The sequence below is a fragment of the Nostoc sp. 'Peltigera membranacea cyanobiont' 210A genome (genome assembly GCF_002246015.1).
Lineage (GTDB): Bacteria > Cyanobacteriota > Cyanobacteriia > Cyanobacteriales > Nostocaceae > Nostoc.
Genome location: NZ_NOLJ01000009.1, coordinates 1 through 24,319, shown reverse-complemented (window position 1 = coordinate 24,319; position 24,319 = coordinate 1). Strand labels below are relative to the sequence as shown.

The following is a 24,319-nucleotide window of genomic DNA, read 5'->3' as shown; positions in this document are numbered from 1 at the left end:
CAGCTACCAATTCATCCCTCAAAGGAAGCAACGTCTAAAATTGTTTTCTCGTACATCACAAATTAGTCAAATGCCCGTCCTATATTACCTTTTTTTCGCCGCCAAATTTTCAGTCCTTCAAACCACAAAATACTGAAAATCCCAGAGGTGAGACTAACTACTAAATCATCAAAATGCAGAAAAGAAAAACGGAATAAATGCCGCAATACAGGAACATAAAGCACGAGTCCCATAAAAACTACTGCACCACCCAGCACCCACCACAGTGCTTTATTCGGAGTGCGTAACATCTCTGGAATGGTACGCGACCAAGAACGATTGCTCAGAATCATACTCAAATTCGATACAATTAGGGTGGTAAAAGCAAGAGCGCGGGCATCAAATTCTCCATGTCCAGAATAATAAGACACAGCAAATACAGCCACTAACACTACTAATACACTCAATCCTTGCAGCAATGCTAATTTCAAAGTGCGACGGCTAAATAATGGCTCCTTTGGGTTGCGGGGTGGACGCTTCATCACATTACTTTCTTCTGGCTCTGCCTCAAACACCACCGTACAAGCTGGGTCAATAATTAGGTGTAGGAAGGCAATGTGGATAGGTAATAACACTAAAGGCCAGTGAAAGATTACAGGAATCAACGACATCCCAGCAATGGGGATATGAACCGCTAAGGTATAAGCCATACCTTTTTTCAGGTTGTCAAATACTCGTCGCCCCAGCCTGACGGACTGGACAATGGAAGAAAAATCATCATCTAGCAATACCAAGTCCGCAGATTCCCGCGCCACATCTGTACCCCGTTCGCCCATCGCAATGCCAATATGCGCCGCTTTTAAGGCTGGGGCATCGTTTACCCCATCTCCAGTCATCGCAACAATTTCGCCTGACCGTTTCAGGGCATTAACAATCAATAATTTTTGCTCCGGGACAACCCGCGCAAAGATATTCACAGTTTGAATCCGAGAAAGCAACTCGCCTTCTGGCATCTTTTCTAATTCTGTTCCTGTGATCACTTCTGTAGCGGGTATGAGTCCGATTTGACGGGCAATATTTTGGGCTGTTGCTGGATAATCACCTGTAATCATCACAACCCGAATCCCGGCAGAATAACACTCAGTAATAGCTGGCGCTACAGTCGGGCGCACTGGGTCAGCCATACCTACTAGTCCCAAAAATGCAAATACAAAGTCATGTTGTTTTTCAGGAAGAGTGTTTGGTTTATTCTCCGTTTGATGTCGCCCGATCGCTTTTGCTATACCCAAAACCCGCAAACCATCAGCAGCCATTGTATTGATCTGCTGCTCTAAGTCTCGCATTTGTTGGGCATTAAAGTGACACAAATCAGCGATCGCTTCTGGCGCACCTTTAGTAGCAATTACCAGTCTATTTTCTGGCGATTTCCAAACACAAGACATCGCCAACAATTCACCAGACAGGGGATATTCACGCAATATCTCCCAATCTTGATGTAAATGTTCAGTTCTGGCTAAATAGTCATCACCCACTTGTTGGAGGGCTTTTTCCATCGGATCGAAGGGGTCTTTGCGACTGGCTAAAATCCCAAATTCGATTAACTCATGGTAAGTTTCTGGGAGTGCTTCTCGTTCGTGCAGAGCAACATCATAAAAATTGGGAGATACGAATAATTGCTGAACTGACATCCGGTTAAAAGTCAGTGTCCCAGTTTTATCGACACAAAGAACGGTAGTAGAACCCAGTGTTTCCACCACAGGGACACGACGAGTCAACACCCTAGCGAGAGAAAATCTCCAAGCACCCAACGCCAAGAAAATCGCCAATACCACAGGAATTTCATTAGGCAAAATTGCCATCGCCAGCGCCAACCCTGCGAGAACTCCTTGTAGCCAATTGCCAGTAGATGCACCGTAAATCACGACCACAGCAACGCAGATAGCGATCGCCACAAAGGTCAACTTACTCACAATCCGCCGAGTTTCCCTTTCCAGAACCGTCTCTTCCGGTTCCACAGTCTGCAAGGCTTTACCAATCTTGCCCATTTCTGTCTGCATACCAGTGGCATACACTTGAGCAATACCCTGACCTTGGACTATCAGCGTTCCCGAATAGACAAAGGGGAAATCGTCACCACCAGGACGGTGCTGGGTTGCAGTTCTTATGGTGTTTTCTAAATCTCTACTGTCCTTGACTGATTGCTTGCGTACAGGCAAAGATTCACCAGTTAACAGAGATTCATCAACACTCAAATTAGTAGACCACACCACCACAGCATCCGCAGGAACTCTATCACCCTCTGACAAAACAATCACATCTTCACGCACCACCTCCCGTCCCGCAATCCTTTGGCGTTCTCCATTACGGATAACTAATGCACGAGGACTGGAGAGGTCACGTAGTGCTTCCAGTGATTTTTCAGTCTTCTGTTCTTGGTATAAATTAATGGCAACAATAAAGAAAATAAACCCTAATAGGATTAACGCTTCCTGAACATCACCCAGAAACAAGTAAATGACACCACAACCTAACAAAAGTAGGAAAATAGGCTCTTTGAAGATTTCCAGAGCAATTCCCCAGATGTTGCGATGTTGGGTAGATGGTAGCTCATTGTATCCTTCTTGTTTCAGGCGATCGCCTACGGCTGATGCAGATAATCCCGTGATAGATTCGAGTTCAATTTTATGAGCCATTTTTCCTCTGCGACTCTGCGTAAATTTTTCATGCTGTCAATCAGCAACGCTGTTTTTTTGAATTACGAATTACACAACTTTTGTTTTTACCAACACATTCCCACCTTCCAACTTAGCTGTGTAAGTTTGTAATGCTTCCGTTGCGGGGCCTCCTAGTACCTTACCGTCTGGTGCAAATTTCGAGTCGTGACAAGGACAAACAAAAGATTTCTGGTCTTGTTCCCAATTCACGGTACAACCTGCATGGGTACAGTTAGGATTGACAGCTATCAGACTATTTTTGTCTGTGGGATTACGTATGATAATTACATTCTGATTGAGAATATGACCTTTTTGCTCTAACTCTGCTACAGTCCCTATAGCTTTAAAACCATCAGGACGTGATGGAGCATTAGTTAACTTAGAAGGTGTAGATTGAGAAGAACAGGCGGCCATGGCCACAGGTAAGGAAGTTGCGATCGCGCCCAAACCCACCCATCCGAAAAATTCACGTCGATTCATATCTATATATCTGCTACCAAATCGCCAATTTCAACTAAGTAAATAAACAGATTTAATTTTCGTAAATTTAGTAAAAATTATACCTGCATTAACTCAATATCTTGAAAAATCAAACATCTAAAACCTAATTAAATTGATTTCTCAAAAGGCTGGGAGCAATTTTTGCTATTTGCCTCAAGTGTTGTATAACCAGAGACAGGGCAGACATATAAAGGACGATTAGCCTGTTTCCAAGAAGCGAGATTATTCTTAGCTGTGGTGTAGAGTTTGGCGTGTCCCGTTTCTGCTTCTAAAGCGTAGTTAAAAGTTTGTACAGCAGCTTGATTACCAGACTGTTTCGCCTCTTTAATAAAGTCGGGATACATAGTATCGCGTTCGTAGGACTCACCTTTAATAGCCTGTGTCAAATTTTCAGCAGTAGAGTTGACTATAGGTGTAGCAATATTATTTTTAGGTGTGCCGCCCATTGCCTGAATCACCTTAGCATGATTATCGCGGTGAATCGCTTCTGCTCGTGCGGCGGCGCGGAAGAGACTACCAACTTCCTTGTAACCTTCCCCATCAGCTTTTTGTGCAAAAGCCAAATACATTATATTGGCGTTAGATTCGCCATTGTAAGCAGAGATGAGATTTTTGACTGTGGTAGACTCCGGCTTAGTATTAACTTGGGTAGCCACCGTAGGCACAGATGGTTCAACGATCGCAACTGGAGTTTGTGGAATGCAACCATTTAAACCTAGAATAGTGAGGGACGTTGCTCCAAATACAGCAACAGTTTTGAGATTAAAAAATGGTACTTTCTTGGTAAAATCCATAATATAACTCTCCTAAATATATGCAAAAGTAAAATTAGGTGTGTAGAGGTATTTATTTAGGCGATGCTTGCGATCGCCATAACTAACAACAGAGTTAGATATACTGAGTTATTAGGGAAAATCGATTTACCTCTCCACAACTCACAGAGTAAAACAAAGAAAGTAAGGAACTAGTAAAGAAATTACGGTTATTACTCAACTATCGGTAAATTCACCCGAAAACAGCTACCCACACCGACTTTACTCGTCACAGAAATCTCACCACCATGACTATGAGTAATAGCTTGGACAATAGCTAAACCTAAACCCGAACCACCTTGACGACGAGAACGGGCTTTTTCGGCTCGCCAAAAGCGATTAAAAACTAAGGATAAATGTTCAGGTGCAATCCCAATACCAGTATCCGTTACTTCAATCACTACAAAATCATCCCTTTTAACGATTTTTACCCTAATTAAACCGCCATTAGACGTATATTGCAGGGCATTTTCTAGCAAATTCCCAAAGAGTCGTTGTAATTGATGTGCATCCCCCTTTACCCATATTGCATCAATCAAATCAGCCTCTAAAGTAACTTCTTTAGATTCTGCCTCCGACTGTAAAGTATCAATTAAATCAAATAAAATTTCATCTACAGGTATGAGAATCGCAGTTGTAGGCAAACTTACAGGCGTAGAATCGCTTCTGGCTAACAACAGTAAATCCTCCACCAAGTGAGTCATCTGCTGTGTTGCTCCCTCTATTATCGTGATTTTTTTGACATCACTGGGATGGATACGTTCTGGATGACTTTGCAGCACATCTACAGTTGTTTTAATCGCTGTTAAAGGACTGCGTAATTCATGAGATGCATCCGCCGTAAACTGTTGTAATTGCTGGAAACTCTGCTCAATCGGTTGCAAGGCTTTACTCGTTAACCACCAACCTGTACCACTAATTAAAACCATCCCCAAAACACCACCAATACCTAAACCCATCAACAGTCTTTCCAGTTCTTTTTGTACTTCCACTGTTGATGCACTTACACGCACATAACCTAAAAGTTGTTGATTTTTTCCCGAAGAATAAACCGGAATAGTTAATGTCCTGATGCCATTTTGCTGCCACGACTGAAAATTAGTAAGAAATGGTATTTCGGGAAATTGTTTTCCTGCTTTTCCTAATAATTGCTTCCCCGCATCAAACCATTCCACACTCTGACGATATAAACGTAAATCTTGCCAAGGAATATCTAAATCTCCATCATTATCTAAAATTCGCGGCATCTTGCGATTTACAGCTGTTTTATCCACATGAATAGCCGATAAATTATGAGCGGCTGCATCTGCCAACGTCAACAACTGCCTATCTAATTGCTGACTGAGACTATAAGCAAAAAAGTGATACACTACCACCGATGACAGTCCCATAACTACCATCATTGCCATTAAATAAGATAAGAGTAGTCGCCAACCGGTAGCACGAAACTGGGGGTTAGTTAAGATATCTACCCGCCGCCAGGGTACGATAAATTTTCTATCTGCAAACCTACTTTTGTTACTATAAGTTTTGTTTAAGCCGATACCCAAGCCCGTAAACAGTTTCGATAAAATCATTTTTGGCTCCTGCGGCTTTGAGTTTTTGACGTATTCCTCGAATATGTACCTTGACTGTATCTTGTCCAGGTTGGTCAATAGATGACCATAGGTGATCAAGAATTTGATGACGACTAAGAACGTGTCCATTATTACGGAGAAATAGTTCTAGTAATTGGTATTCTTTAGGTGTCATCGACAATAATTGATCTTTGTAAGTAACAGTACAATTAGCTGGGTCAAGCAGCAGTCCACCCCACTCCAAAAAAGTGGATAATGTCGTATTTCCACGTCGCAGCAAAGCCCGAATCCGCGCTAGTAATTCTTTTAAATCAAAAGGTTTGATGACGTAATCATCTGCACCTGCATCCAAACCTAATACTTTATCAGTACTGCTATCTCTCGCAGTCAACATCAGCACTGGCAGCCCATAACCACGCTGACGTAATCTTTGACACAATTCTATACCATTCAATTTCGGTAGCATCACATCCAGAAGGATTAAATCATAAGTGAATGCCGTTATGAAGTCCCATCCTTCCTCGCCGTCACCAGCTACATCAATCGCGTAATTATTGTCAGTTAAGGCTTCTGTAAGAGATGCAGCAATCCGTTCGTCATCTTCAACTAATAAAAACTTCATTGCATAATCACTATTATAGTATTTCTTATTAATTGTTTCTAAACATTATACAGGTAATCAAGTCAAACCTAAAATCAGACATGAATGAAGTATATGAGGATTTTCACCTTGGTGGTACATCTTTCCAAGTTCTTTACTTTTGCTGTCTTATGCTCAAAGTTAGTTTGAGGTTAAGTAACACATTTATAATAGATCGGATAAGTATTGTTAAACCTCTAACCTCAGCAACGTTGTATTCATTCAAGAGGTTCTAATGGTTAAGATCAATCAGTCTCGTGAATTTCGTAAGCTCCATCGTAACATTGCACCAATTTTATTCATTCCTCTACTGCTGAGTGCCTTAACTGGTATTGCTTATCGTCTGGGAAGAAGTTGGTTTGGGATGCCTAAAGACATTGGCGAGATTTTCCTTGCAATTCACCAGGGTACTTTTTTGGGTAAACCACTAGAACCAGTTTATGTATCCTTGGTAGGGCTGGGACTAGTGGGATTGGTGATTACCGGATTTGGTATGATTCGTAAATCCCAGCAATCTCGCTCAAATAAAGCACAATCTAAACTGACTGTCCGAACCATTCACAGTATTGTTGCACCTATTATTTTTCTCCCCTTGTTAGCTAGTGCTATTACGGGTATTGCTTACCGAGTGGGCGAAAGCTGGCTGGGATTACCAGAAGAACAAATTGAATTATTAATGACAATTCATCAAGGTAGCTATTTCGGGAGTTTTGGCAAACCTATTTATGTTTTTCTTGTTGGTTTAGGACTGATTGCTATGCTATTTACAGGCATCAGTATGACAGGAATTTTTCGCAAGCGTCGTTCTCCAGTTCCAGAAAGTGAATAAATAAATGATTAAGAATTTACAACTTTCTGATTTTTAAGTTATTTAAGTGAATATATTTGCCGATACTAGAAGTATATTCACTTCGGTTGAAGATAATAAATATCTACAAATGTTAAGAGTAAAAAAACCGGAGATGTTTTTAAGTCTGAAGATTGATGCCGTGAAAGTATTACTGTGTCAAGTTTATGATTTGGAAGAAACAAAGTTTAAATGATGAAAAACTTGTCTAAATAAAAAACATCAAACAATCTTTCAAGTCGTCTTTATAACAGACGACTTTTATTTTTTACAACGGCTTTTTGCTTGACGCATTAAAGATTGATTTCAATTAATTAAAATTATGGCAAGAAATCAAACAAAGCCTACTACTGAAGAAAGCACAGTCTCAGAGCCTGAAATCCCTCAACAAAACGTTCAGAATGGGGCAAACATACAAAAGCGTAAATCAGCTATTTCTAAATTTGCCAATCCTGAGTACAATGCGCCGATTAGCAATATCTGCATCTGCCAAGTCATCAACCACATGGAAGCAGAAAAAGTTGGGTTGTTTATAAAAGATAAGTATTTAGCAGCAATTAACTGGCAAGGACAAGAACCAACACACAAGCACACCTTCTCCAGTGGCACGCCAGAAATGGGAGTGTTGTTGCAATCGCCCAGAATGCACATTCTTGATGTTTCTCCCAGATATATTGAACAGCGCGATGACGGCAAAATTGTCGGGGTGTACGAATCACCTGATGGGTACGAAATGTACCAAGCACTCGGCAAAGATGCCGCAGTATTGAGACGATTCTACTTGTTGCAACTTGTTGATGAAAATAATAACAACCTGCACTCAGTACCAATTGTCTTGTCAATCAAAGGCGTTGCATCATCAAAATTTGGCGAGGCTTACAAGCAATTCCAACGCGAACTAGAGGTTGCATTTGCCCGATTTACTGATACAACTGTCGCTGAAAAACGTGCAGAGTTTCATCGCCTTGCTGCATTTCAACCCACCTTCACACCATCCCTTGAACCGAAAGAAGCAGTTAACCAAAGAGATAAATCCTGGGTAGCAGTTGTCACTTCCTACAAATCACCAAACCCCGATGGCAGCGATTTTCTCGAATTCTTCTCAGAGGGCAAAGAAATCGATATCCAAACAACGATGCAGGCAAATCCCGAATTCTCTCACCGCATCGGTAAAACATCAACCGTTGTAGCAGAACATAACCGCTTGATAGGTGCAGGCGATATGCCAATAGCAGCACTTCCTCCTAGTACAGCAGGTCATGACTATACAGCATACAGTACTGAGATGGAAAAACTGCCTTACTAAAACAAACTACCTCATCTAAGCGAAAAGGGTGCTAGAAATAGCGCCCGTTAAGAAATTATCCACTAAAAACCAAGTAACAAATGAAACTAACCATTGAACAATCTAAACTCGCAGAAATTCTAGAAACTGCTTACCTCGCAATCAGTCCTAAACCCACTGACCCAATTTTAGGAAATATCTTACTGATTGCAGATGAAGACGGGATAGTATCAGCAACAGGCACAAACCTTAACCTCACAATTCATACTACAACCACCGCTAACGTCGAAACTTCAGGTCAGGTAGCACTTCCTGCCAAACTACTAACCGATACTGTTAGTAATGTTAAAGGCGAAATTACTCTAGAAGTAGAAAACCAAGCCTGCATAATTACTCACAATAGCGGTAAGTGCCGACTAATTGGCGGAAAATCTGACGAGTTCCCAACACTTCCCAAGGGGGAAAATCCGACAGAGATAAATTTAAGTGCCAAGAAACTCCAAGCCGCACTTGAAGGGACACTCTATTGCGCCAGCAGCGACGAGACAAAGTTGGTTTTAACTGGTGTCAACTTCAAAATTGATACCAACAAGTGGCAAGCTGCTAGTACAAATAGTCACAAATTAGCGCTAGTAACAGGAACACTCGATAGCGAATATTCTGACCCAATCAACTTCACTGTTCCAGGTAAGTCACTTGGCGAGTTAAACAAAATTCTCTCTCAAAGCGCCGATACGAGCGTGTGCAATATTCTTCTATCAGATAGAACTATCGAGTTTAGCCTTCCCAATACAAAGCTCATTTCCCGGCTTCTGGAGGGAGAATATCCCAAAATCAATAGCTTGATTCCCCGGTCGTTTGAGTATGAATTTACATTAGAGCGCAAGGGATTTGAGAGCGCACTCAAGCGGGTAAGTTATCTAGCCGAACGCAAGCAAAAGGTTGTCAAAATCCTCTGGGAATTGGAAGCTACACAGGCAACACTATACACTGAAGCTACTGATATTGGGGATGCAGTTGACTCGGTACTGATGAAATCAGTAACTAGTAATTCAGAAAACATCAGTATTGGATTAAACATCGACTACCTTATCGAAGGATTAAAGCATATCAGTACCGATGAAATCGTGGTGCGGTGCAACAAACCCACGCAACCAGTCATTGTCTGCCCGATGGGAGGGCTGCTCAATCAGTTGTATCTGGTAATGCCTGTAGAAATCAAGCAGGGGTTTGGAAAGGTAAATAGCCAAAGTACAAAGGCAAAAGTCAGCACTCAAAGTGAGCCTAGTACTCAAGAAGTAACAGAAGTTAGCACTCAAACTGAGTGTAGTACTGAAGAAGTAGCAAATGTGGCACAGGCAACAGACGATAGTGAAACTCCTCAAATAGAAACGCCATCCGTGGTAGCGAAAGATACTACCAAAGGTAAGTTAACCTCACGATCGCCACGAACGAAAAAAGAAGCGGCGACTGCCTAAAAAATCAAACTTCCTACCAACCACACTGGTAGGGAGTAAATAAAACACCCGTTTATCATCAAAATTATGTACCAACCACTACATCTCAAATACCGTCCCCAGACCCTTAATGAAGTAATCGGGCAGGAACATATCGTCCGTACTCTCATAAATGCGATACTCCCAGGGGGGAGTCACTCCGCGATCGCGCAACGCCCGCCTTCTCCTAAAGGAGACGCGCAAGGGACGGCGATCGCACTCCAGAAGATTGCACCCGCCTATCTATTCAACGGCCCCAAAGGCACGGGCAAAACCAGTACCGCCCGCATCATCGCCAAATCCCTCAACTGTCAGTCAACCCAAGAGCCGACAACCAAGCCCTGCGGAGAATGCAATTCATGTAAGGGAATTACAGCCTCTTCTTCCCTGGATGTAACTGAGTTAGATGCTGCCAGCAATAGCGGGGTAGAAACAATCCGCGAGTTAATTTCCACTACCCAGTTTGCACCAGTTGAGGGAAGGTACAAAATTTTCATTATTGATGAATGTCATGCCCTGACCAGTCAATCGTGGCAGGCGCTTCTCAAGACAATTGAAAATCCACCCCGTCATGTAGTTTTCATCTTCTGCACAACTGAAATACACAAGGTTCCTGAAACTATCATCTCGCGCTGTCAAAAGTTTGATTTTAGAAGAGTAGGGCTAGAAACACTTGTTCAGTATTTATCAAAAGTTGCCCAGAATGAAAACATCAACATTAACGCACCTGGTATTTGGGCGATCGTCAAGTCTTGTGGAGGTTTTATTCGCAACTGTCTTGTATTGCTTGATCAATTGAGCAATCTGGGAGTAGATGAAATCACACCAAACTGGGTTTGGGAATTATCAGGTGTCGTTCCCGAACACGACCTACTTACCCTAACCGAAAACCTTGCTAAAGGAGACGTAACAGCTAACTTACAAATCCTCCAAGACTTAATCGAGTATGGCAAAAACCCATTCGTCATATACTCAAGTTTAACTGGCTTTATCAAAGACCTACTAGTGGCTAAAACTGCTCCTGATAATAGACAAATTACTCAACTGGAGGAAGAAACTTGGCAGGAACTCGTTACTATTTCTCAGATGTGGGAACTAACCCAGATTCAGGCAAGTATTGCCCTCTTAATGTCAAGACAACAGTTAATGCGTGACTCGGAGGCAGCTAAACTTTGGTTGGAAGCGACACTCATTGAGTTAACCAATATCAAAGAAGAAAAACAACCTTGGACTAATTGGAAAACAATCCAAGATGCTATCAATTGGGGTAAGGAACAACTCCCACATTTATCTCAATCTGAACTCGAAAGGCATTGGAACAATCTTACTCCCATTAAAGGTAAAAAAGCACCTGCATGGGTACAACTGGTACAAGAGCTTCAGATGAAGTCTCAATTACAAACTGCCTAATTCAGATGTTCGTCACTTTGTAAAAACACTTACTTTCCCCAATAAAAACTTTGGGGAAAGATTTTTTCAGGCTTATTCAAAAATTACATTAAATATAATACACTTGCATCTACAGCAATATCTACCTTGTGCAGTAACCCTTAATATTAATAAAGACTGCCCTGACTGGGAAGCAAAAAATTAAGATATCAAGTAATACCACAACAAAATTTAACAACTGGCATTCTGGAAGTATCTGATTCAAATTATGCCAGTTGCAGCAATTAGCCTTCGTACAGGACTTGAATTACCAGCAGCGATCGCAGATTTTGATACGTATATTGACGAATTACCGCGATGCTCCAAATGTTTTGGCGAATTATGCCTTGCCAAAGGTGAAAAAATGCCACCTTACTGGAGGCATTTTCCAGGCGTAGGAAATGAATGTCCCGATAAATCAGAAATTAGCGGAGTTATATATTCCCATCCTAAAACCTTAGATCGGAAACAAACCCTTGCACTATTTAAAAAACGTTTTCTCGAAATTTTAGATATAGCCATTAATGGCACACTTACTATCGATGGACTATTCGCCACCAGACAGCTATCAGAACAGATCAAGGGAAGTTCAGTTCAATGCAGTAATGGAATAGCGCATTTTAACGACTGCCTGCTAGAGATTGACAGACTTAGAAAAAACCTTGACTGTATTTTAGCGGTTGCCTCTAGCTGTGCCAAAAATTTATACAGCAATGACTCAATTAACGAATGGAAAGTACCAGAAGCAGAAAAAATCCAAATGCTAGAAATAACAATTGCTTACAAACAAACTCATGAGCGATGTGTAGATGAAGCGTGCAAATATATATACAGCAATGGTAGGCAAGACCTTCTCAAAGAATTAGTAGCATTTGCATGGCTGGAATACAATTCAAAGCTTAAAAACACTTACAACCAATTAAAAGTACGCGAATTTCCAGTATGGCTGCTTACAGCAACAACATCAATATTAGCAGCAGTACCCTGGTACAGAATTATGACCGCACTATTAGAAGAAAAAGAACCACATACGCAGCCGCTTTCAATATTCGCACTTCCTAATAATCTAGACATAATTTTGGAGGTATTTTTATCGCCCAAAAAACCACCAACTAAACCACAAGGATTCATGCCAAAAAAGAGTAATTAATTTTGGATATTATGAATTATAACCACCGAGATTTTATTACCAAATCTGGTAATAAAATTATCGTTGATGAGGAAAGACTCAACATATTCTGGTCAGATACTACCCCAATACCTGAGTGGCATCCCACAGTAAGTATTCCGACCTACAGAACGCTCAAAACTCTGGTAGTCGATATTGAGACGGCAGGGATAAACCCAAGAGAAAATCGTATCTATGCAATTGGCTGTATGAGGGAGATAGGAGAGATTGCCATCTTTATGGATCAAGCCGAAAGCAAAATCCTCCTGGAGTTTTTCAAACACCTAGAAGCAAGCAAACCAGAAGTAATTTACACCTACAATGGAACAGAATTTGACCTACCGTTTCTCATCACCCGCTGCGAGTTACATGGCATTTCTCATCCATTTGGAATTGCATCTAAGAAGCGCACTATCCGAACTGCCCAAGTACGCGGCGAACCACTGGAAATTCGAGAGGTATTCATCCGCAACTGCCTGCACGTAGATATCTTTATCTGCGTTCTCAGGTGGGATTTTGTCGCCAAGGAACTTACTAACGGGCGATCGCTTAAACAGGTGGTACTAGAAATGGGATTGCGTAAGCAAGCGCGACTGGTTCTCCCCTATGAAGAAATTCTCGCCTGCTGGAAAGCCGGTTCTGGTAGTAGGGGATGGCAGAAAATCAAGGATTACCTTATTTACGACTTGGAAGATACGCAACTCATAGCTAACAGACTTGTACCCTCATACCACTATGAAGCACTGGTTGTACCGGGAATGAACCTCCAGCAATTAGCCCTCGCTGGTAACGGCACCAAGTGGAAGCAAATATTCTCGCATCACTACCCAGGATACAAACCCAAACCCGACCGTAAGTATAAATTTCAAGGGGGGATAGCCTACTCTATTCCAGGACTATATAAAAAGGTTGGATACATCGATATCAGTTCCATGTACCCCAAAACCATATTGTCGAAAGGGATTGTCTCTCGTAAAGATACAAAGCGAATCGGCTTGAGCATCTTGCAATATTTGGTAAATGAGAAATCAAGGTTGGAACAAGTTGCCAGCACCGGAGACATTGTTGCCAAGGAAAAAAGAGAATCCACCAAAGTTTTAGCTAATTCTCAGTTTGGGTTCTTCGGAACATCGGAACTCGCCTTCAACGATATGGAAGCAGCCGCCTTGGTAACAGCTTACGGTCGGCGCATCCTACAATTCATGATTGAGATAATCAATCATGCTGGCGCAACCCCTGTAGAAGTTGATACTGACGGTGTGTTCTTTACTCACCCCAACCCAGAAAAAGTGTATGCCACACTTCAGTCTGAATTACCCAAAGGAATAACCGTCAAATTAGAGTTTATTGCCAATGCAATGTTTATTCCGCAAAGGGGAACTAAGAACTATTTGTTATGGCTGAAAGATAACTGGATTATCCGCAAAGGTAGTTGGAGAAACCGTTCTCGCTCAAGGCTAGAGAAAGAATTCCCTGTTGAATATCTAACCTACTTAATCCAAAACCAATCTACGGCAGAGGAATATTTCAGAGAAGTAAAATCGCAGATTTTATCAGGAAAATACCCGATAGAAAAACTCTGTATTACTCGCAAAATTCGTGTTGGGGAAAAAGAACTTCTTAAATTAGGAAAGCCTGGTGATGTAGTAATTTACTATTACGGAATCAGAGGTATTACTAATACCAGCACAAATGAGAGCTATTCACGTCAATACTATCTTGACATTATAGAAAAAAGACGAGAAGAAATCCTCAAAATAGCCGCTCCTGAAATACTAGAAGGTAATAAACGTCAGTTATCTCTTTTCTAGATGAATAAACTTGATATTTAACCTAAGCACTGAAAATAATAAATATCAAGTCCTTTTTCAATTCATGAATTCTCAATTGCTTGTAAATTATGAAAAGTATTTACAAATAAATCAGGCTTTATAGAAAGTGATTTTGATGCGCTCACATAAACCAAAAAGATGCCGTAAAAATTCAGATTAGCAAACCGAATATCAGTCCTAAATTCATTGATAAACTGATTATTTAATTTAATTGATGGATTGATGGATTGATGGAGATATCATTCTTCAATTATAAAGGGAACTAAATGAAAAGTAAATCCTCATATCGTAAGCCCAGGCTTAATAAAAAGCAAAGGGCTTGGGTGAACTCATTCCTTTTATCTCATCCTAATGCCAGAGTTAGAACTATCTACGAATTAGATGGCGATCGCGTTGTTGAAATTGAGTGGTGGGAAAATACAAACCGAATAATATTAGACCCAAAAACCTACATTCAAGGAATTATCAGCTACAAAATGCGGGTAAAACTAAGGAAATTTGGCGATACGAGAAAAACAGCCGAGTTCTCGTACCGAATCACCCCGCCAGAAAAACGAAGTGCATCATGGCACTTAACAGGTCAACTCTCTCTAGAACTTCCCCAGTGTTACGAAGTTGCAGAACCAAACAACCCAGTTATCATTAAACCAAAAAGGAGGAATACTAAAACCAAGAAAGTTAAAAAATTTATTCAGCATACTCTTCCTCTATCAGGAATTAGTGCCCAGCTTCATACTATGAATATCGAAGATGGTGGTGTTCCTTTATCAGAACAAGAACTATTACTAGAAAGCGTATCGCACCTAAATCTAGATACTGGTAAAGAGAATAAACTTCCAGGAGCTATAGTCAAAATTCTTTCCAAGAAAAAAGCTAGCTTAAAAGAGTGGGAAACAGCTATTGCGCTATATGAGGTAACTGGTTCTAGTGGAGTAATAGAGTATCTCCAACAATTGGATTCTTGGCGTAAATATTTGGGTACTCAACCAGTAGAAAACACTGCTGAGAAAGTCTCAAATCATAAGTCAGTACAGTCAGCACAAAATTAAGTATTTACTGAGTGCTATATTTTGCTAGCGACTATATAACAAATACTAAGGATATGGAAAGAGTTAATACTAACTCTTATTTTTTTAAACCACCGCTTACGACTAACGCCTGATAAATAAATGTTTATCTAATCTATCATGACTGTATATCTATACTACGGCGAAGATAGCTACTCACTCAATCAAAAAATTGATTATTTAGTGAATCAAAATGTTCATGCGGAATGGAAAGCTTTCAATTACGTCAAGCTATCTGGAAATGAGAGAAATATTGCTGCCAAGGTCTTTACCGAGGTTATGACTTTGCCCTTTGGAGAAGGTAACAAAATTATTCATACAGACAGCGACTCTCTAATTGGAAGTTTATCAAATGAAGATAATAACCAAGAACTTGAAAATCACCTTTCCCGAATACCTTCAAGCAACATTCTACTAATTACTGGTAACAAAAAGCCAGATTCGCGCAGAACAGTAGTAAAAACTATCCTAAAATATGCCCAACAAGAAGAGTTTCCCCTCGTCCCTAGTTGGGATAAAAAAGGGATAGTTAACTTGATAGGAAAATATGCAGCCATCCATCAAGTTAAACTCACGCCAGATGTTACAGATTACCTAGCTGAAGCAATTGGCAATAACACTGCGCGAGCCGATAGCGAATTCGCTAAACTTGCTGTTTATGCAATTGGAAAAATAATCTCTATTGAGGAAGTAAAATATCTCGTTGGCAATCAGAATACTGACTACCTAAAGCTTACTATTGCTATGCTAAGAAACCATTCAATTTTAGCAATAGTGCAGGTATCTAAACTACTAGATAATAATGAACACCCGCTCAAAATAGTAGCAACACTTACCTCTATTTTCCGCACTTGGTTAATAACCAAAGCTGGGATAGAAACTAATTTATCTGATACTAAGATTGCAGAAATAGCCGAACTGAAAAACCCCAAAAGATTGTATTACCTCAAAGAGGAAGTCAAGTTTGTAGGCGTTCAAAAGCTTAAACACAGCCTTATTTTACTTGTACAACTCGAAGCCGAACTCAAAAGCGGAGTTGACAACCTAACCAGTCGAATTGCTGAAATTTCTACGATATGAAAAACAACCCATTTACAGAAATCACCGGACAGCATACCGCCAAACTTCTGCTGACTGAAGCAATCGAACAGAATAAAATTGCTCCTGCATACCTATTTAGCAGTCAAGTTGAGGGAGTAGGTAAAGGAAAAACTGCTCTGGCGATCGCAAATGCGATACTCGCAAGAGGGGGTCGCTCCGCGATCGCAGGAGAAAATAACTATCTAGACATCTTACAAATCAAACCAACCCATTCCGAAAACACCCCCCAGCAGAAAGGTATACCTGCTATTCGAGTAGAACAGGTGCGCGAGGTAATCGAATTTCTTTCAACTAGTGCAGTCAAGGCCAAGCAAAAGGTGGTGATTATCCACGAAGCAGATATGCTCAACCCTACCGCCGCCAACAAACTTCTCAAGACGCTGGAAGAACCGAAAACTGGAACATTTATCCTGATCTCGTCCTATCCTCAAAAGCTATTACCCACTATCAAGAGTAGGTGTCAAATCATACCTTTCCAAAGGTTAACTGATGAGGAGGTTATCTCTGTCCTCAAAGACCAACAAATCGAGGTAACAGAAAAAATACTAGCTATCAGTTCAGGCAGTCCTGGTCAAGCGATCGCCAACATCACAATGTTAGCTTCCATCTCAAAAGAAATCACAAGTCAACTGGAAGTGCCTCCTGACGATATTCTCAACGCACTCAGTTTGAGTAACTCCATCTCAAGCTGGAATCACGAGACACAATTATGGCTGCTTACCTACCTGCAACACAACTGGTGGCAGAAATTAAAAAGCACTCAATTGCTAGCTAAATTCACTCAAGCAAGGAAGCAATTGCTGCATCACGTTACTCCTAGAAGCGTTTGGGATAACCTACTTCTGCCATAGCAAAACCCATCCATTATCAAAAAGCACTGCCAGTTAGAAGCATTTCTAGCTGGCAGTATTTATTTACACATAAGGAATATGAACCAGCAGCAAAGCTTATTCGATGTCGAAGAAACCATCCGTAACAGCAAAAGCCAAAAAGCTAGCGAAATTCTTACTCCTAGCACTAGAAAGATACTTCAGTTACTAACCAGCCAAGGAATTAACAAAGTTGTAACAGCCAGTCTACTCGATCTAGCAGGAGCAAGTCATGAAATTGTTCAATACATCGTCGGGCCAATTGGAATGGCACTAAGAAAAGCTATAAACCTTGCTGCATAAGCATTACAAATATTAATGCGTTAATAGCAGTGGGCGCTTGGCTGCGATCGCTATTTTTTGTAGAGACTGTGGAATGGAAGCGATAACGGTGGAGGGTTGCCCAAAAAGTTTTTGAAGGTAGAAAAAGCTTACTCGTCTGTGAAATACTTTTTTTGAGACGAGCAAGCGAATACGATAATTACTACTGTGACACTACGAGTACAAATCCTCAAGGATAAATTTAATCAAAGTTTAGGTTTACCTTTTAAAGAACTATTGCCGGAATCTGCAATAAAACTTGCACTCTCTGAAGTGAAAATTAAATATAAAAAGCGATTATTTGACCCATTTATTACTTTGTGGGCATTTTTGTCGCAAGTTTTGGATAGTGATAAGACTTGTCATAATGCTGTGAGTAAAATAATTGCTCATTTAGCAGGTTCAGATGTAGAAATCCCTTCATCTGATACGAGTGCTTACTGTCAAGCTAGGGCAAGATTGCCAGAAAAATTATTAGAGAAGCTTTTCAATTATTCAGCACAAAAACTGGAAGAAAAAGTAACCCAAGAGCATTTATGGTGTGGTCGAAATATTTTAGTGATAGACGGCTCGACGGTATCTATGCCAGACACTGTAGAAAACCAAAAAGAATACCCGCTAACCGTGCACTCAAAAAGATGGATGTGGCTTTCCAATAGCCAAAATTGGTGTGATATTCAGTTTAGTTACGGGGGCTGCTGTTGCTTTGTGCATCGATGTATTGAACACTCATGATATTAAATTAGCAAGGAGGCTCTATGGTTTTCTCAAACCCAATGATGTACTTTTAGGGGATAGAGCTTTTTGCGCTTATGCCGATATGGTTACGATTACTAAACTCGGTTGTGATGTTATATTTCGGAAGCATCAATCTCGCACAACAACCATGCGAAAAGGCAAAATTGTTGGAAATTGCGACAAATCAGTTACTTGGTCTAAGCCTAAAAGTTGTCCAAAAGGATTGAATAAAGATGAATTTGATGCTCTACCTCCTTCCATAACTGTACGGGAAGTTTACTATTACATTGTTATTCCTGGTTTTCGCACTCAACAAGTCAGCTTAATTACTACTCTTTTAGATAAATCTTCTTATTCTACTCTTGAAATTGTTGGGCTTTACGGTAAACGTTGGGATGTTGAGCTAGATTTAAGACATATAAAAACTACCTTGGGTATGGATGTTCTCCGATGTAAAACGCCCCCAATGATACGCAAAGAAATTCATGTTTTTTTGGTAGCTTATAATTTACTTCGTAGTTTAATGTGGTCGGCTGGAACTACTTGTAGTACTCCTCCAAATCGCCTATCACTCCAAGGTACTCGCCACCATTTAATTAACTTTATTCCCAAATTATTAGACGCAACTTCAACAAAACGTCTCCAAATTTATCGCACTTTACTTAAAATTATTGCTCAGAAGGCTGTTCCAGAACGCCCAGGTCGTAGTGAACCACGAGTCCGTAAACGTCGCCCAAAAGCTTACCCCTTGATGACGAAACCCCGGCATGAATTACGAAAACAATTGCAAAGTGCTTAACCCGCAAGTGTTTCGGCTTTTCTTAGTGCCATTCGGGCCAATTGTAACTCAGCAAAACGGCTGGCAACAGTCAATTCCATCCTGGGTAGGAAAAGCGATCGCAGTCGATAGATTAGATGCAGCGCTAGAAGAGATAGACAAGGGAGAAGTAGGTAAACTCGCCTCTAGCAGCGAAGTTGTTGCACTTATGATGCCAATTGCTTTTGAAGTGCCGCTTTCATCTGAATGGACAGATGTTTACCTCTGGGCAAGTTATGATGCCCTCATCAGGCACAGACCTTTTGAGAATTTCAAATACGATAAACTGTGGGAGAAGATTGGTACAACCCCAGTTCAGTATGAAAAAATCCGCTCTGATTATGAAACCCTAGCTGCTGATATCCGCTCTCGTGTAGTCAAACACGCGGCGAAAGAAGGGTGGGGTAACAGGTCGTCAAATAAGAACAAACACCCTGTTAAAGCAACTACAACTGAAAATAATATTCAGATGGAGCAATTATCACTGTTCTCATAACTAATTTTCAGTATTTTTTTCAACACTCTTTTCAAAGTCCTTCCTCTCCTTTTCTGTGAGAGGAGGTAGTTCTTCTTTATAGTAAAAATTACCTAATTTCTGACACTGATTGACATAAATTCGTCTGGCTGAATCACTCGCCCTCAAGTCCTGACGTAAAAGTAATTTAAACGATTTTTCACGCTCTTTCAATTCCTTTACTGCCACAAGCATTTCTTGCGATATGGCAGGATTTTCATAAGTAGAAGAAAGTTCGTCACTTGATGAATAAACCTTTAGTTTATTTCCAGCAGGTTGAGTTAGAAGTCGCTGAGTGTTATACGAACGCCACAGACCCAACTTCTCGCGTCGTAGTGACTCAATTTCAACCTCACCAACTCGGTCTGGAGTACTGCGCCGCACGTAGACAAAACAAGCTTTATCAGCCGCTACAGTCAAACTCACTTTCACACCATTACCATCAAAATAGAACGAGTCAATTAAATCGTTTTCTGCACTAACTTCTCCAAGCTTCTCTTTATTTGATAAATCAGGCAACGCTTCTGGATTTAGCGACGGCGTAGCATTATTAACATTAGCTGAGGAGAATGATGGCGTAGGTGAAGAATTTGATTCGACAGCCGAGACTTTATCTTCTTTTTCTGGAGATGAACATCCAACGAGTAAGAGTAACAATCCTATAAATAAGTATTTTTTCATAAATATAAATTTGTATTTGTAAACTAACAATAAAATATTAATTATTGCTTCCCACTCAACCGACCTGTTTGATAAAAATCACACAGGCTAGGGAAAGCTTTTTCTAAAAGCCAGTTCCGCCCAACTTCTGATTCAGGAATATTTGAAGCAGCCATATAATAACCACTTCTGTAAGTAGCTACACCCAAACAAGCTTGCAGACTAAATATTGACCGCGAAGAAGCGGGAATAGCCATCAAATCTTCCAAATGACTGGGATGATAATTTTGCCCTACTAGCAAAAAATAAACCAAAGTATGAACCAACCGTGATAAAACAACTGTTCGGTCTTGCCAACGTTCTAAATGAGACTCGATACAGAAGTAATCAGGTAAATCAGCCACCTGAGATTTATTATCAAGGAATAAATCGCTCTGGCTTTCGATAAAACTGGAATCCAGACCTATAAACTGTTTGAGAAAAACAAGCGTTTTCCCCCAACGTTCGTGTCCCTCAGTTTCAGCAGAAAACGCACCTTCTGAATACTGCGAACCATACTTCTGTTGCAGTTGGGCAACAGCCTCTTGATTGATATCACCCTGCCAATCAGATTCAGTAAAAAACTCTTTTAAAATCTCTTGTAAATAGATGGGTGAAAACTCACTAATCTCTGGAGATTGATCATCAAAATCGTCTTCATAAGTATCAACAATAAATTTCTCTAGCTCGATTTCTAGCTCTTGCTTTCTATTAGCTGGTAGTAACGACTTAGCATCTTCTAACGATAGAGGAAAATCTAAATAAGGATGACCTTTGGCTAAGTAAGAATCACCTAAATATGCTAAACTTTCAAGCGCGATAGTCCGGGCAAAATACTCATCTTGTGGATGCACGCATACTCGGTCTAGTTCCTTATCTACTAGCATCATGGTAATTGCCAGTAGAGCAAACCATGACGCATCGTGCAAACAAGTCGGTAAATCAGCAATTAAATCTACTAACTTTAGTTCTAGGATTTCTCCCCAAATGCCTATCCTAGTTGTATTGGAAACATCACAAAAATGCTCTACATCTTCTCCAACAGATGTTTCTCCTAACCAGGTAAGATTTTCTACCCACAAAGAAGATGAGTAGTCAGAAGTCAGCTGGTTTTGGCTATCCTCATCCGACTGTATCCACATCAAAGCCAAAAGCATCAGCTTACAAATACTTACTCGCTTCAGGAGAAGATATTCAAGCATAAGTCATTATTTATAATTTTTAGATGCATACCACGCTAATTGCGATACCACCATAGCACAGAGTAACTTGTCGTTCCCTAGTAAAAACCACAACTTTACGAGAAACAAGGACAAAAAATAACTCATGAGTATGAATAAAAAAGAATGTGGTTTAAATAAAAAAACTCGTCAAAATAATAAATCCTGAAAGAACTAATGCTGACGCAGCAATAAGAGAAATATATAAATCCTCGCGTTATGAACTATATCAACAAAGTCATGCTGGTTGGCAGATGCGGACAAGAACCAGAACTCAAATATTTCGAGTCTGGCGCAGTTAAGGCTTCAATCTCTATTGCAGTCAGACCACCCTACAGAAGTGAACAAGCCCTTTGGTTTGATTTAGTCGCCTGGGGAAATCAAGCAGAAGTGATTGGAAATTACGTTCGTAAAGGAACCCAAATTGCAATTACTGGCGAGTTTGGATTTGATCGTTGGGCAGATAAAAATTCTGGCACTATGCGGCAAAAACCCGTAATTACAATCAACGCTATTGAATTGTTAGGTTCACCCCGTAAGGAAGAATCTACATCCACTTCTGCACCAAATGAAACACAGACTGTAGCTAACGCAAATTTCTAGGAAATTACAAATCGCCTATGCACTATAAATCGTAGGCGATAAACCATCTAATCAATCTACAAATAAAACGAACATGATTCATAATACTGCAACTATCAATCTTAAGTCAGTGAACACTACCCACGACAAAGAAGGTTCCTTGATTGCCTTTGGGATCGCCGAATTCTACTACCGTTCCAAGGAGGGAGTAGTTGCTGACGAGATGCCATTCCGTTCCAAGGGCGCACCCGCCGTCGTTATTAACGAACAAGGGGAAGGCGTACACGGCACAGCAGAAGGATATCTCGATTTGCTAGTTGATAACAGGGGTGATTACAAAGAAAAGATTGCCACATTCGTAATCAGAAACTTTATGTCAGCACAACCCATCAACGAACTCACCCAGGTTAGTAAAACCCCTCACTCGCCTGAAACTCCCGATTTTGCCAAAGAACTACTCGAAGATAACGTTACTTCGACAGATGAAGACCTAGATCAAGAACCTCCGTTCTAGACCCAATTAACTAAATAATGCTAGTACATACAGGGTTACTTGTTAGTACTGGCATTATTTTTTTATAGAAATCCAGAATAAAAATCTACTGTTTGGTAAAATCGCTGACATCAACTCATCTTATATAGTACATAAATACTGAAATACTTACACAAGAGCTAAATTTAAAGCTTTTTTAACATAATTACCCCACGAGTTGGGAATTACCGTTGCCAACTTCATCTGACGGTTATAATTCAAAATCGAGAATGAATGTTTCGCCATCAGGCTCTTCTAGTTTTTGGTCTGTAGATGGCTGGGGAATTGGCTGCTGGAGTCTGTTTTCGTTAGTAGTAAGCGGCGTGAAAGCTACTTGTTGTGTGGCTAATCCAGCCTTTATGAAAACAAAATAGCAATCAATAATAAAATAAAGCGTCTCCAGATAACTTTTACCTAGTTGTTGGGATTCTGCAAATATGCGTTCTCGGTAGTTTTCTTTGAGCCGAATTTTTACCGGAGCTAAGTCTTGTTTATTTGTCATTGTTTGTTATAACTTCACTTTCCAGATGTGTTTGGTTAATTCTTGCTCGTAATGGTTTTTGCCATTTCTAGAAGCCCAAAGACGTTAGCTTCTACCGGGTTGTCCAGTATTTTGAACCCGTTTTTCTCTAATAGTTTCTTGAATCCAGGTAAGAGGCAGCCTCCACCTATCGCCCAGATTTCATCCCCTTGGTGCTTGGCATCAAGTGTTAGATTCACCACTTTTTTTAAGTATTTTTCATACCAATCTTTCAAACAAGTGCTGTATATATCTTTGATATCGATGTCACGGCTGTACTTGGTATGTCCCATTTCCAGACAAAATCGAATCTTGGATGCATCCCCGATTTTTCCCCCATTTAGATGTTTCATTTTTTGGGAAATATCATCAATGAGAACTTCTACACCAATGGGGTAGGCGGTGTGAACTTCTCGTTTTCCCTGGTTGTAACGAGAATACAGAGTCGTGCCATTGCCAAAATCTAAAATGGTTAATTTTTTGGGTAGTTGATGCCCAAACAATGCACCCATCCCCTCTAGTACTATTTTCAGCACTTCTACTTTCACCTCTGATTGTTTACCAGCAAGTATTGGCTGATATTCTCCACTGAGTACTTTTTGCAATTCGTCAGCCAGACCAACATCATGTAAGCTGACGACTAATTTTAAGTGCCAAGCCTTACGGTGTGGCAGATGTGCCAATGCACCGAATAATGTCAGCAATGCATTATTGACTTTGTTTTCATTGTTATCCGTGTTCCGGTCAAAATAATTTCCTGTACGGAAAGCTGATTCCCCGACAGTGTAAGCAGTACCGTTAAAAACTACTCGTCCGGGTACATCTTCCATGTCGGCTGTGGAAATATAGCTTGGTACACGAACTACTTCAAAACCATCGACTAAAAGTTTTAGGCTTCCATAACCGTTATCAAAGCCAGCAGGAAAAATTTTTGGTTCTTCAGTACATAGTATGCTTAACTAATAGTTAAAATGCCAATTCAATAAGCATCTAACTCGGAAATTGTCAAAGTTTCTAAATCCATAACCGGAACGTTTAATCAACTTGATCTTGTTATTAA

Annotated in this window: 25 protein-coding genes; 15 read left to right on the top strand and 10 right to left on the bottom strand. The window is 40.4% G+C overall.

Translation table 11 applies throughout. The features are described from left to right. Positions 1-62: 62 nt before the first annotated feature. The 5 genes from CDG76_RS26335 to CDG76_RS26315 all read right to left on the bottom strand — a co-directional run bounded on the left by CDG76_RS26335 (position 63) and on the right by CDG76_RS26315 (position 6,205). Positions 63-2,672, bottom strand: coding sequence for a cation-translocating P-type ATPase (locus CDG76_RS26335; RefSeq protein ID WP_094351845.1), 2,610 nt, complete (start codon positions 2,670-2,672; stop codon positions 63-65). Positions 2,673-2,741: 69 nt separating this feature from the next. Next, a complete protein-coding gene (locus CDG76_RS26330) occupies positions 2,742-3,173 on the bottom strand; it encodes a QcrA and Rieske domain-containing protein (protein ID WP_094351844.1) in 432 nt (143 codons plus the stop codon). Between the two features lie 128 nt (positions 3,174-3,301). Then, positions 3,302-3,988, bottom strand: coding sequence for a rubrerythrin family protein (locus CDG76_RS26325; RefSeq protein WP_094351843.1), 687 nt, complete (start codon positions 3,986-3,988; stop codon positions 3,302-3,304). A gap of 191 nt (positions 3,989-4,179) precedes the next feature. Next, positions 4,180-5,583, bottom strand: a complete 1,404-nt coding sequence (locus CDG76_RS26320; RefSeq protein ID WP_143854178.1) for a sensor histidine kinase — start codon at positions 5,581-5,583, stop codon at positions 4,180-4,182. After that, positions 5,528-6,205, bottom strand: a complete 678-nt coding sequence (locus tag CDG76_RS26315; protein ID WP_094351842.1) for a response regulator transcription factor — start codon at positions 6,203-6,205, stop codon at positions 5,528-5,530. The genes CDG76_RS26320 and CDG76_RS26315 overlap by 56 nt, the downstream gene beginning before the upstream one ends. 253 nt (positions 6,206-6,458) lie before the next feature. Between CDG76_RS26315 and CDG76_RS26310 the strand changes: the two genes are divergently transcribed. From CDG76_RS26310 to CDG76_RS26255, 13 genes are all read left to right on the top strand, one after another. Next, positions 6,459-7,052 carry a PepSY-associated TM helix domain-containing protein gene (locus tag CDG76_RS26310; protein ID WP_094351841.1) on the top strand — a complete coding sequence of 198 codons (594 nt, stop codon included), beginning with the start codon at positions 6,459-6,461 and terminating at the stop codon, positions 7,050-7,052. Positions 7,053-7,392: 340 nt separating this feature from the next. Continuing rightward, positions 7,393-8,376, top strand: a complete 984-nt coding sequence (locus CDG76_RS26305) for a DUF5895 domain-containing protein (protein WP_094351840.1) — start codon at positions 7,393-7,395, stop codon at positions 8,374-8,376. 80 nt (positions 8,377-8,456) lie between these two features. Further along, positions 8,457-9,833: a DNA polymerase III subunit beta gene (dnaN, locus tag CDG76_RS26300; protein WP_094351839.1), complete on the top strand. Its 1,377-nt coding sequence runs from the start codon at positions 8,457-8,459 to the stop codon at positions 9,831-9,833. Between the two features lie 66 nt (positions 9,834-9,899). Then, complete coding sequence (gene dnaX / locus CDG76_RS26295; protein ID WP_094351838.1) at positions 9,900-11,261, top strand: DNA polymerase III subunit gamma/tau; 1,362 nt, start codon at positions 9,900-9,902, stop codon at positions 11,259-11,261. Between the two features lie 247 nt (positions 11,262-11,508). Further along, positions 11,509-12,429 carry a hypothetical protein gene (locus tag CDG76_RS26290; protein ID WP_094351837.1) on the top strand — a complete coding sequence of 307 codons (921 nt, stop codon included), beginning with the start codon at positions 11,509-11,511 and terminating at the stop codon, positions 12,427-12,429. Positions 12,430-12,440: 11 nt separating this feature from the next. Beyond that, entirely contained in the window at positions 12,441-14,258 is a 1,818-nt protein-coding gene (locus tag CDG76_RS26285; protein ID WP_094351836.1) for a 3'-5' exonuclease, read from the top strand. Positions 14,259-14,602: 344 nt separating this feature from the next. Next, entirely contained in the window at positions 14,603-15,328 is a 726-nt protein-coding gene (locus CDG76_RS26280; RefSeq protein ID WP_223265397.1) for a hypothetical protein, read from the top strand. 138 nt (positions 15,329-15,466) lie between these two features. After that, positions 15,467-16,426 (top strand): DNA polymerase III subunit delta, encoded by a 960-nt coding sequence (gene holA / locus CDG76_RS26275; RefSeq protein WP_094351834.1) that lies wholly within the window; start codon positions 15,467-15,469, stop codon positions 16,424-16,426. After that, on the top strand, positions 16,423-17,298 hold the full coding sequence (locus tag CDG76_RS26270) for an AAA family ATPase (RefSeq protein WP_094351833.1): 876 nt from the start codon (positions 16,423-16,425) through the stop codon (positions 17,296-17,298). The genes holA and CDG76_RS26270 overlap by 4 nt, the downstream gene beginning before the upstream one ends. A gap of 78 nt (positions 17,299-17,376) precedes the next feature. After that, complete coding sequence (locus CDG76_RS26265; protein WP_223265396.1) at positions 17,377-17,619, top strand: hypothetical protein; 243 nt, start codon at positions 17,377-17,379, stop codon at positions 17,617-17,619. A gap of 186 nt (positions 17,620-17,805) precedes the next feature. Next, positions 17,806-18,372 (top strand): transposase domain-containing protein, encoded by a 567-nt coding sequence (locus CDG76_RS38625; RefSeq protein WP_223265395.1) that lies wholly within the window; start codon positions 17,806-17,808, stop codon positions 18,370-18,372. After that, complete coding sequence (locus tag CDG76_RS38620) at positions 18,308-19,174, top strand: transposase (RefSeq protein ID WP_262984365.1); 867 nt, start codon at positions 18,308-18,310, stop codon at positions 19,172-19,174. Before CDG76_RS38625 ends, CDG76_RS38620 begins: the two co-directional genes overlap by 65 nt. After that, positions 19,143-19,688, top strand: coding sequence for a hypothetical protein (locus CDG76_RS26255; protein WP_223265394.1), 546 nt, complete (start codon positions 19,143-19,145; stop codon positions 19,686-19,688). The genes CDG76_RS38620 and CDG76_RS26255 overlap by 32 nt, the downstream gene beginning before the upstream one ends. Here CDG76_RS26255 and CDG76_RS26250 read toward each other — a convergent pair whose 3' ends face one another. Both CDG76_RS26250 and CDG76_RS26245 read right to left on the bottom strand, forming a co-directional pair. After that, complete coding sequence (locus tag CDG76_RS26250; RefSeq protein ID WP_094351832.1) at positions 19,689-20,387, bottom strand: hypothetical protein; 699 nt, start codon at positions 20,385-20,387, stop codon at positions 19,689-19,691. Positions 20,388-20,428: 41 nt separating this feature from the next. Then, entirely contained in the window at positions 20,429-21,607 is a 1,179-nt protein-coding gene (locus CDG76_RS26245; RefSeq protein WP_094351831.1) for a hypothetical protein, read from the bottom strand. A 237-nt stretch (positions 21,608-21,844) separates the two neighbouring features. Between CDG76_RS26245 and ssb the strand changes: the two genes are divergently transcribed. Both ssb and CDG76_RS26235 read left to right on the top strand, forming a co-directional pair. Next, positions 21,845-22,228 carry a single-stranded DNA-binding protein gene (ssb, locus tag CDG76_RS26240; protein ID WP_029631537.1) on the top strand — a complete coding sequence of 128 codons (384 nt, stop codon included), beginning with the start codon at positions 21,845-21,847 and terminating at the stop codon, positions 22,226-22,228. Positions 22,229-22,301: 73 nt separating this feature from the next. Then, positions 22,302-22,721 (top strand): hypothetical protein, encoded by a 420-nt coding sequence (locus tag CDG76_RS26235; protein ID WP_029631539.1) that lies wholly within the window; start codon positions 22,302-22,304, stop codon positions 22,719-22,721. Positions 22,722-22,950: 229 nt separating this feature from the next. Here the strand turns inward: CDG76_RS26235 and CDG76_RS26230 are convergent, their stop codons facing one another. The 3 genes from CDG76_RS26230 to CDG76_RS26220 form a co-directional block, all read right to left on the bottom strand. Then, positions 22,951-23,241: a hypothetical protein gene (locus tag CDG76_RS26230; protein ID WP_094351830.1), complete on the bottom strand. Its 291-nt coding sequence runs from the start codon at positions 23,239-23,241 to the stop codon at positions 22,951-22,953. 35 nt (positions 23,242-23,276) lie between these two features. Then, positions 23,277-24,212, bottom strand: a complete 936-nt coding sequence (locus CDG76_RS26225; RefSeq protein ID WP_094351829.1) for a ParM/StbA family protein — start codon at positions 24,210-24,212, stop codon at positions 23,277-23,279. A 6-nt stretch (positions 24,213-24,218) separates the two neighbouring features. Then, the coding region (locus CDG76_RS26220; protein WP_143854177.1) for a transposase at positions 24,219-24,319 on the bottom strand (101 nt) is incomplete at its 5' end.

Bases quoted from the DNA above. Each gene is read 5' to 3' on its own strand.
- CDG76_RS26335 (WP_094351845.1), bottom strand. From the start codon at position 2,672: ATGGCTCATAAAATTGAACTCGAATCTATCACGGGATTATCTGCATCA.
- CDG76_RS26330 (WP_094351844.1), bottom strand. From the start codon at position 3,173: ATGAATCGACGTGAATTTTTCGGATGGGTGGGTTTGGGCGCGATCGCA.
- CDG76_RS26325 (WP_094351843.1), bottom strand. From the start codon at position 3,988: ATGGATTTTACCAAGAAAGTACCATTTTTTAATCTCAAAACTGTTGCT.
- CDG76_RS26320 (WP_143854178.1), bottom strand. From the start codon at position 5,583: ATGATTTTATCGAAACTGTTTACGGGCTTGGGTATCGGCTTAAACAAA.
- CDG76_RS26315 (WP_094351842.1), bottom strand. From the start codon at position 6,205: ATGAAGTTTTTATTAGTTGAAGATGACGAACGGATTGCTGCATCTCTT.
- CDG76_RS26310 (WP_094351841.1), top strand. From the start codon at position 6,459: ATGGTTAAGATCAATCAGTCTCGTGAATTTCGTAAGCTCCATCGTAAC.
- CDG76_RS26305 (WP_094351840.1), top strand. From the start codon at position 7,393: ATGGCAAGAAATCAAACAAAGCCTACTACTGAAGAAAGCACAGTCTCA.
- dnaN (WP_094351839.1), top strand. From the start codon at position 8,457: ATGAAACTAACCATTGAACAATCTAAACTCGCAGAAATTCTAGAAACT.
- dnaX (WP_094351838.1), top strand. From the start codon at position 9,900: ATGTACCAACCACTACATCTCAAATACCGTCCCCAGACCCTTAATGAA.
- CDG76_RS26290 (WP_094351837.1), top strand. From the start codon at position 11,509: ATGCCAGTTGCAGCAATTAGCCTTCGTACAGGACTTGAATTACCAGCA.
- CDG76_RS26285 (WP_094351836.1), top strand. From the start codon at position 12,441: ATGAATTATAACCACCGAGATTTTATTACCAAATCTGGTAATAAAATT.
- holA (WP_094351834.1), top strand. From the start codon at position 15,467: ATGACTGTATATCTATACTACGGCGAAGATAGCTACTCACTCAATCAA.
- CDG76_RS26270 (WP_094351833.1), top strand. From the start codon at position 16,423: ATGAAAAACAACCCATTTACAGAAATCACCGGACAGCATACCGCCAAA.
- CDG76_RS26265 (WP_223265396.1), top strand. From the start codon at position 17,377: ATGAACCAGCAGCAAAGCTTATTCGATGTCGAAGAAACCATCCGTAAC.
- CDG76_RS26255 (WP_223265394.1), top strand. From the start codon at position 19,143: ATGAATTACGAAAACAATTGCAAAGTGCTTAACCCGCAAGTGTTTCGG.
- CDG76_RS26250 (WP_094351832.1), bottom strand. From the start codon at position 20,387: ATGAAAAAATACTTATTTATAGGATTGTTACTCTTACTCGTTGGATGT.
- CDG76_RS26245 (WP_094351831.1), bottom strand. From the start codon at position 21,607: ATGCTTGAATATCTTCTCCTGAAGCGAGTAAGTATTTGTAAGCTGATG.
- ssb (WP_029631537.1), top strand. From the start codon at position 21,845: ATGAACTATATCAACAAAGTCATGCTGGTTGGCAGATGCGGACAAGAA.
- CDG76_RS26235 (WP_029631539.1), top strand. From the start codon at position 22,302: ATGATTCATAATACTGCAACTATCAATCTTAAGTCAGTGAACACTACC.
- CDG76_RS26230 (WP_094351830.1), bottom strand. From the start codon at position 23,241: ATGACAAATAAACAAGACTTAGCTCCGGTAAAAATTCGGCTCAAAGAA.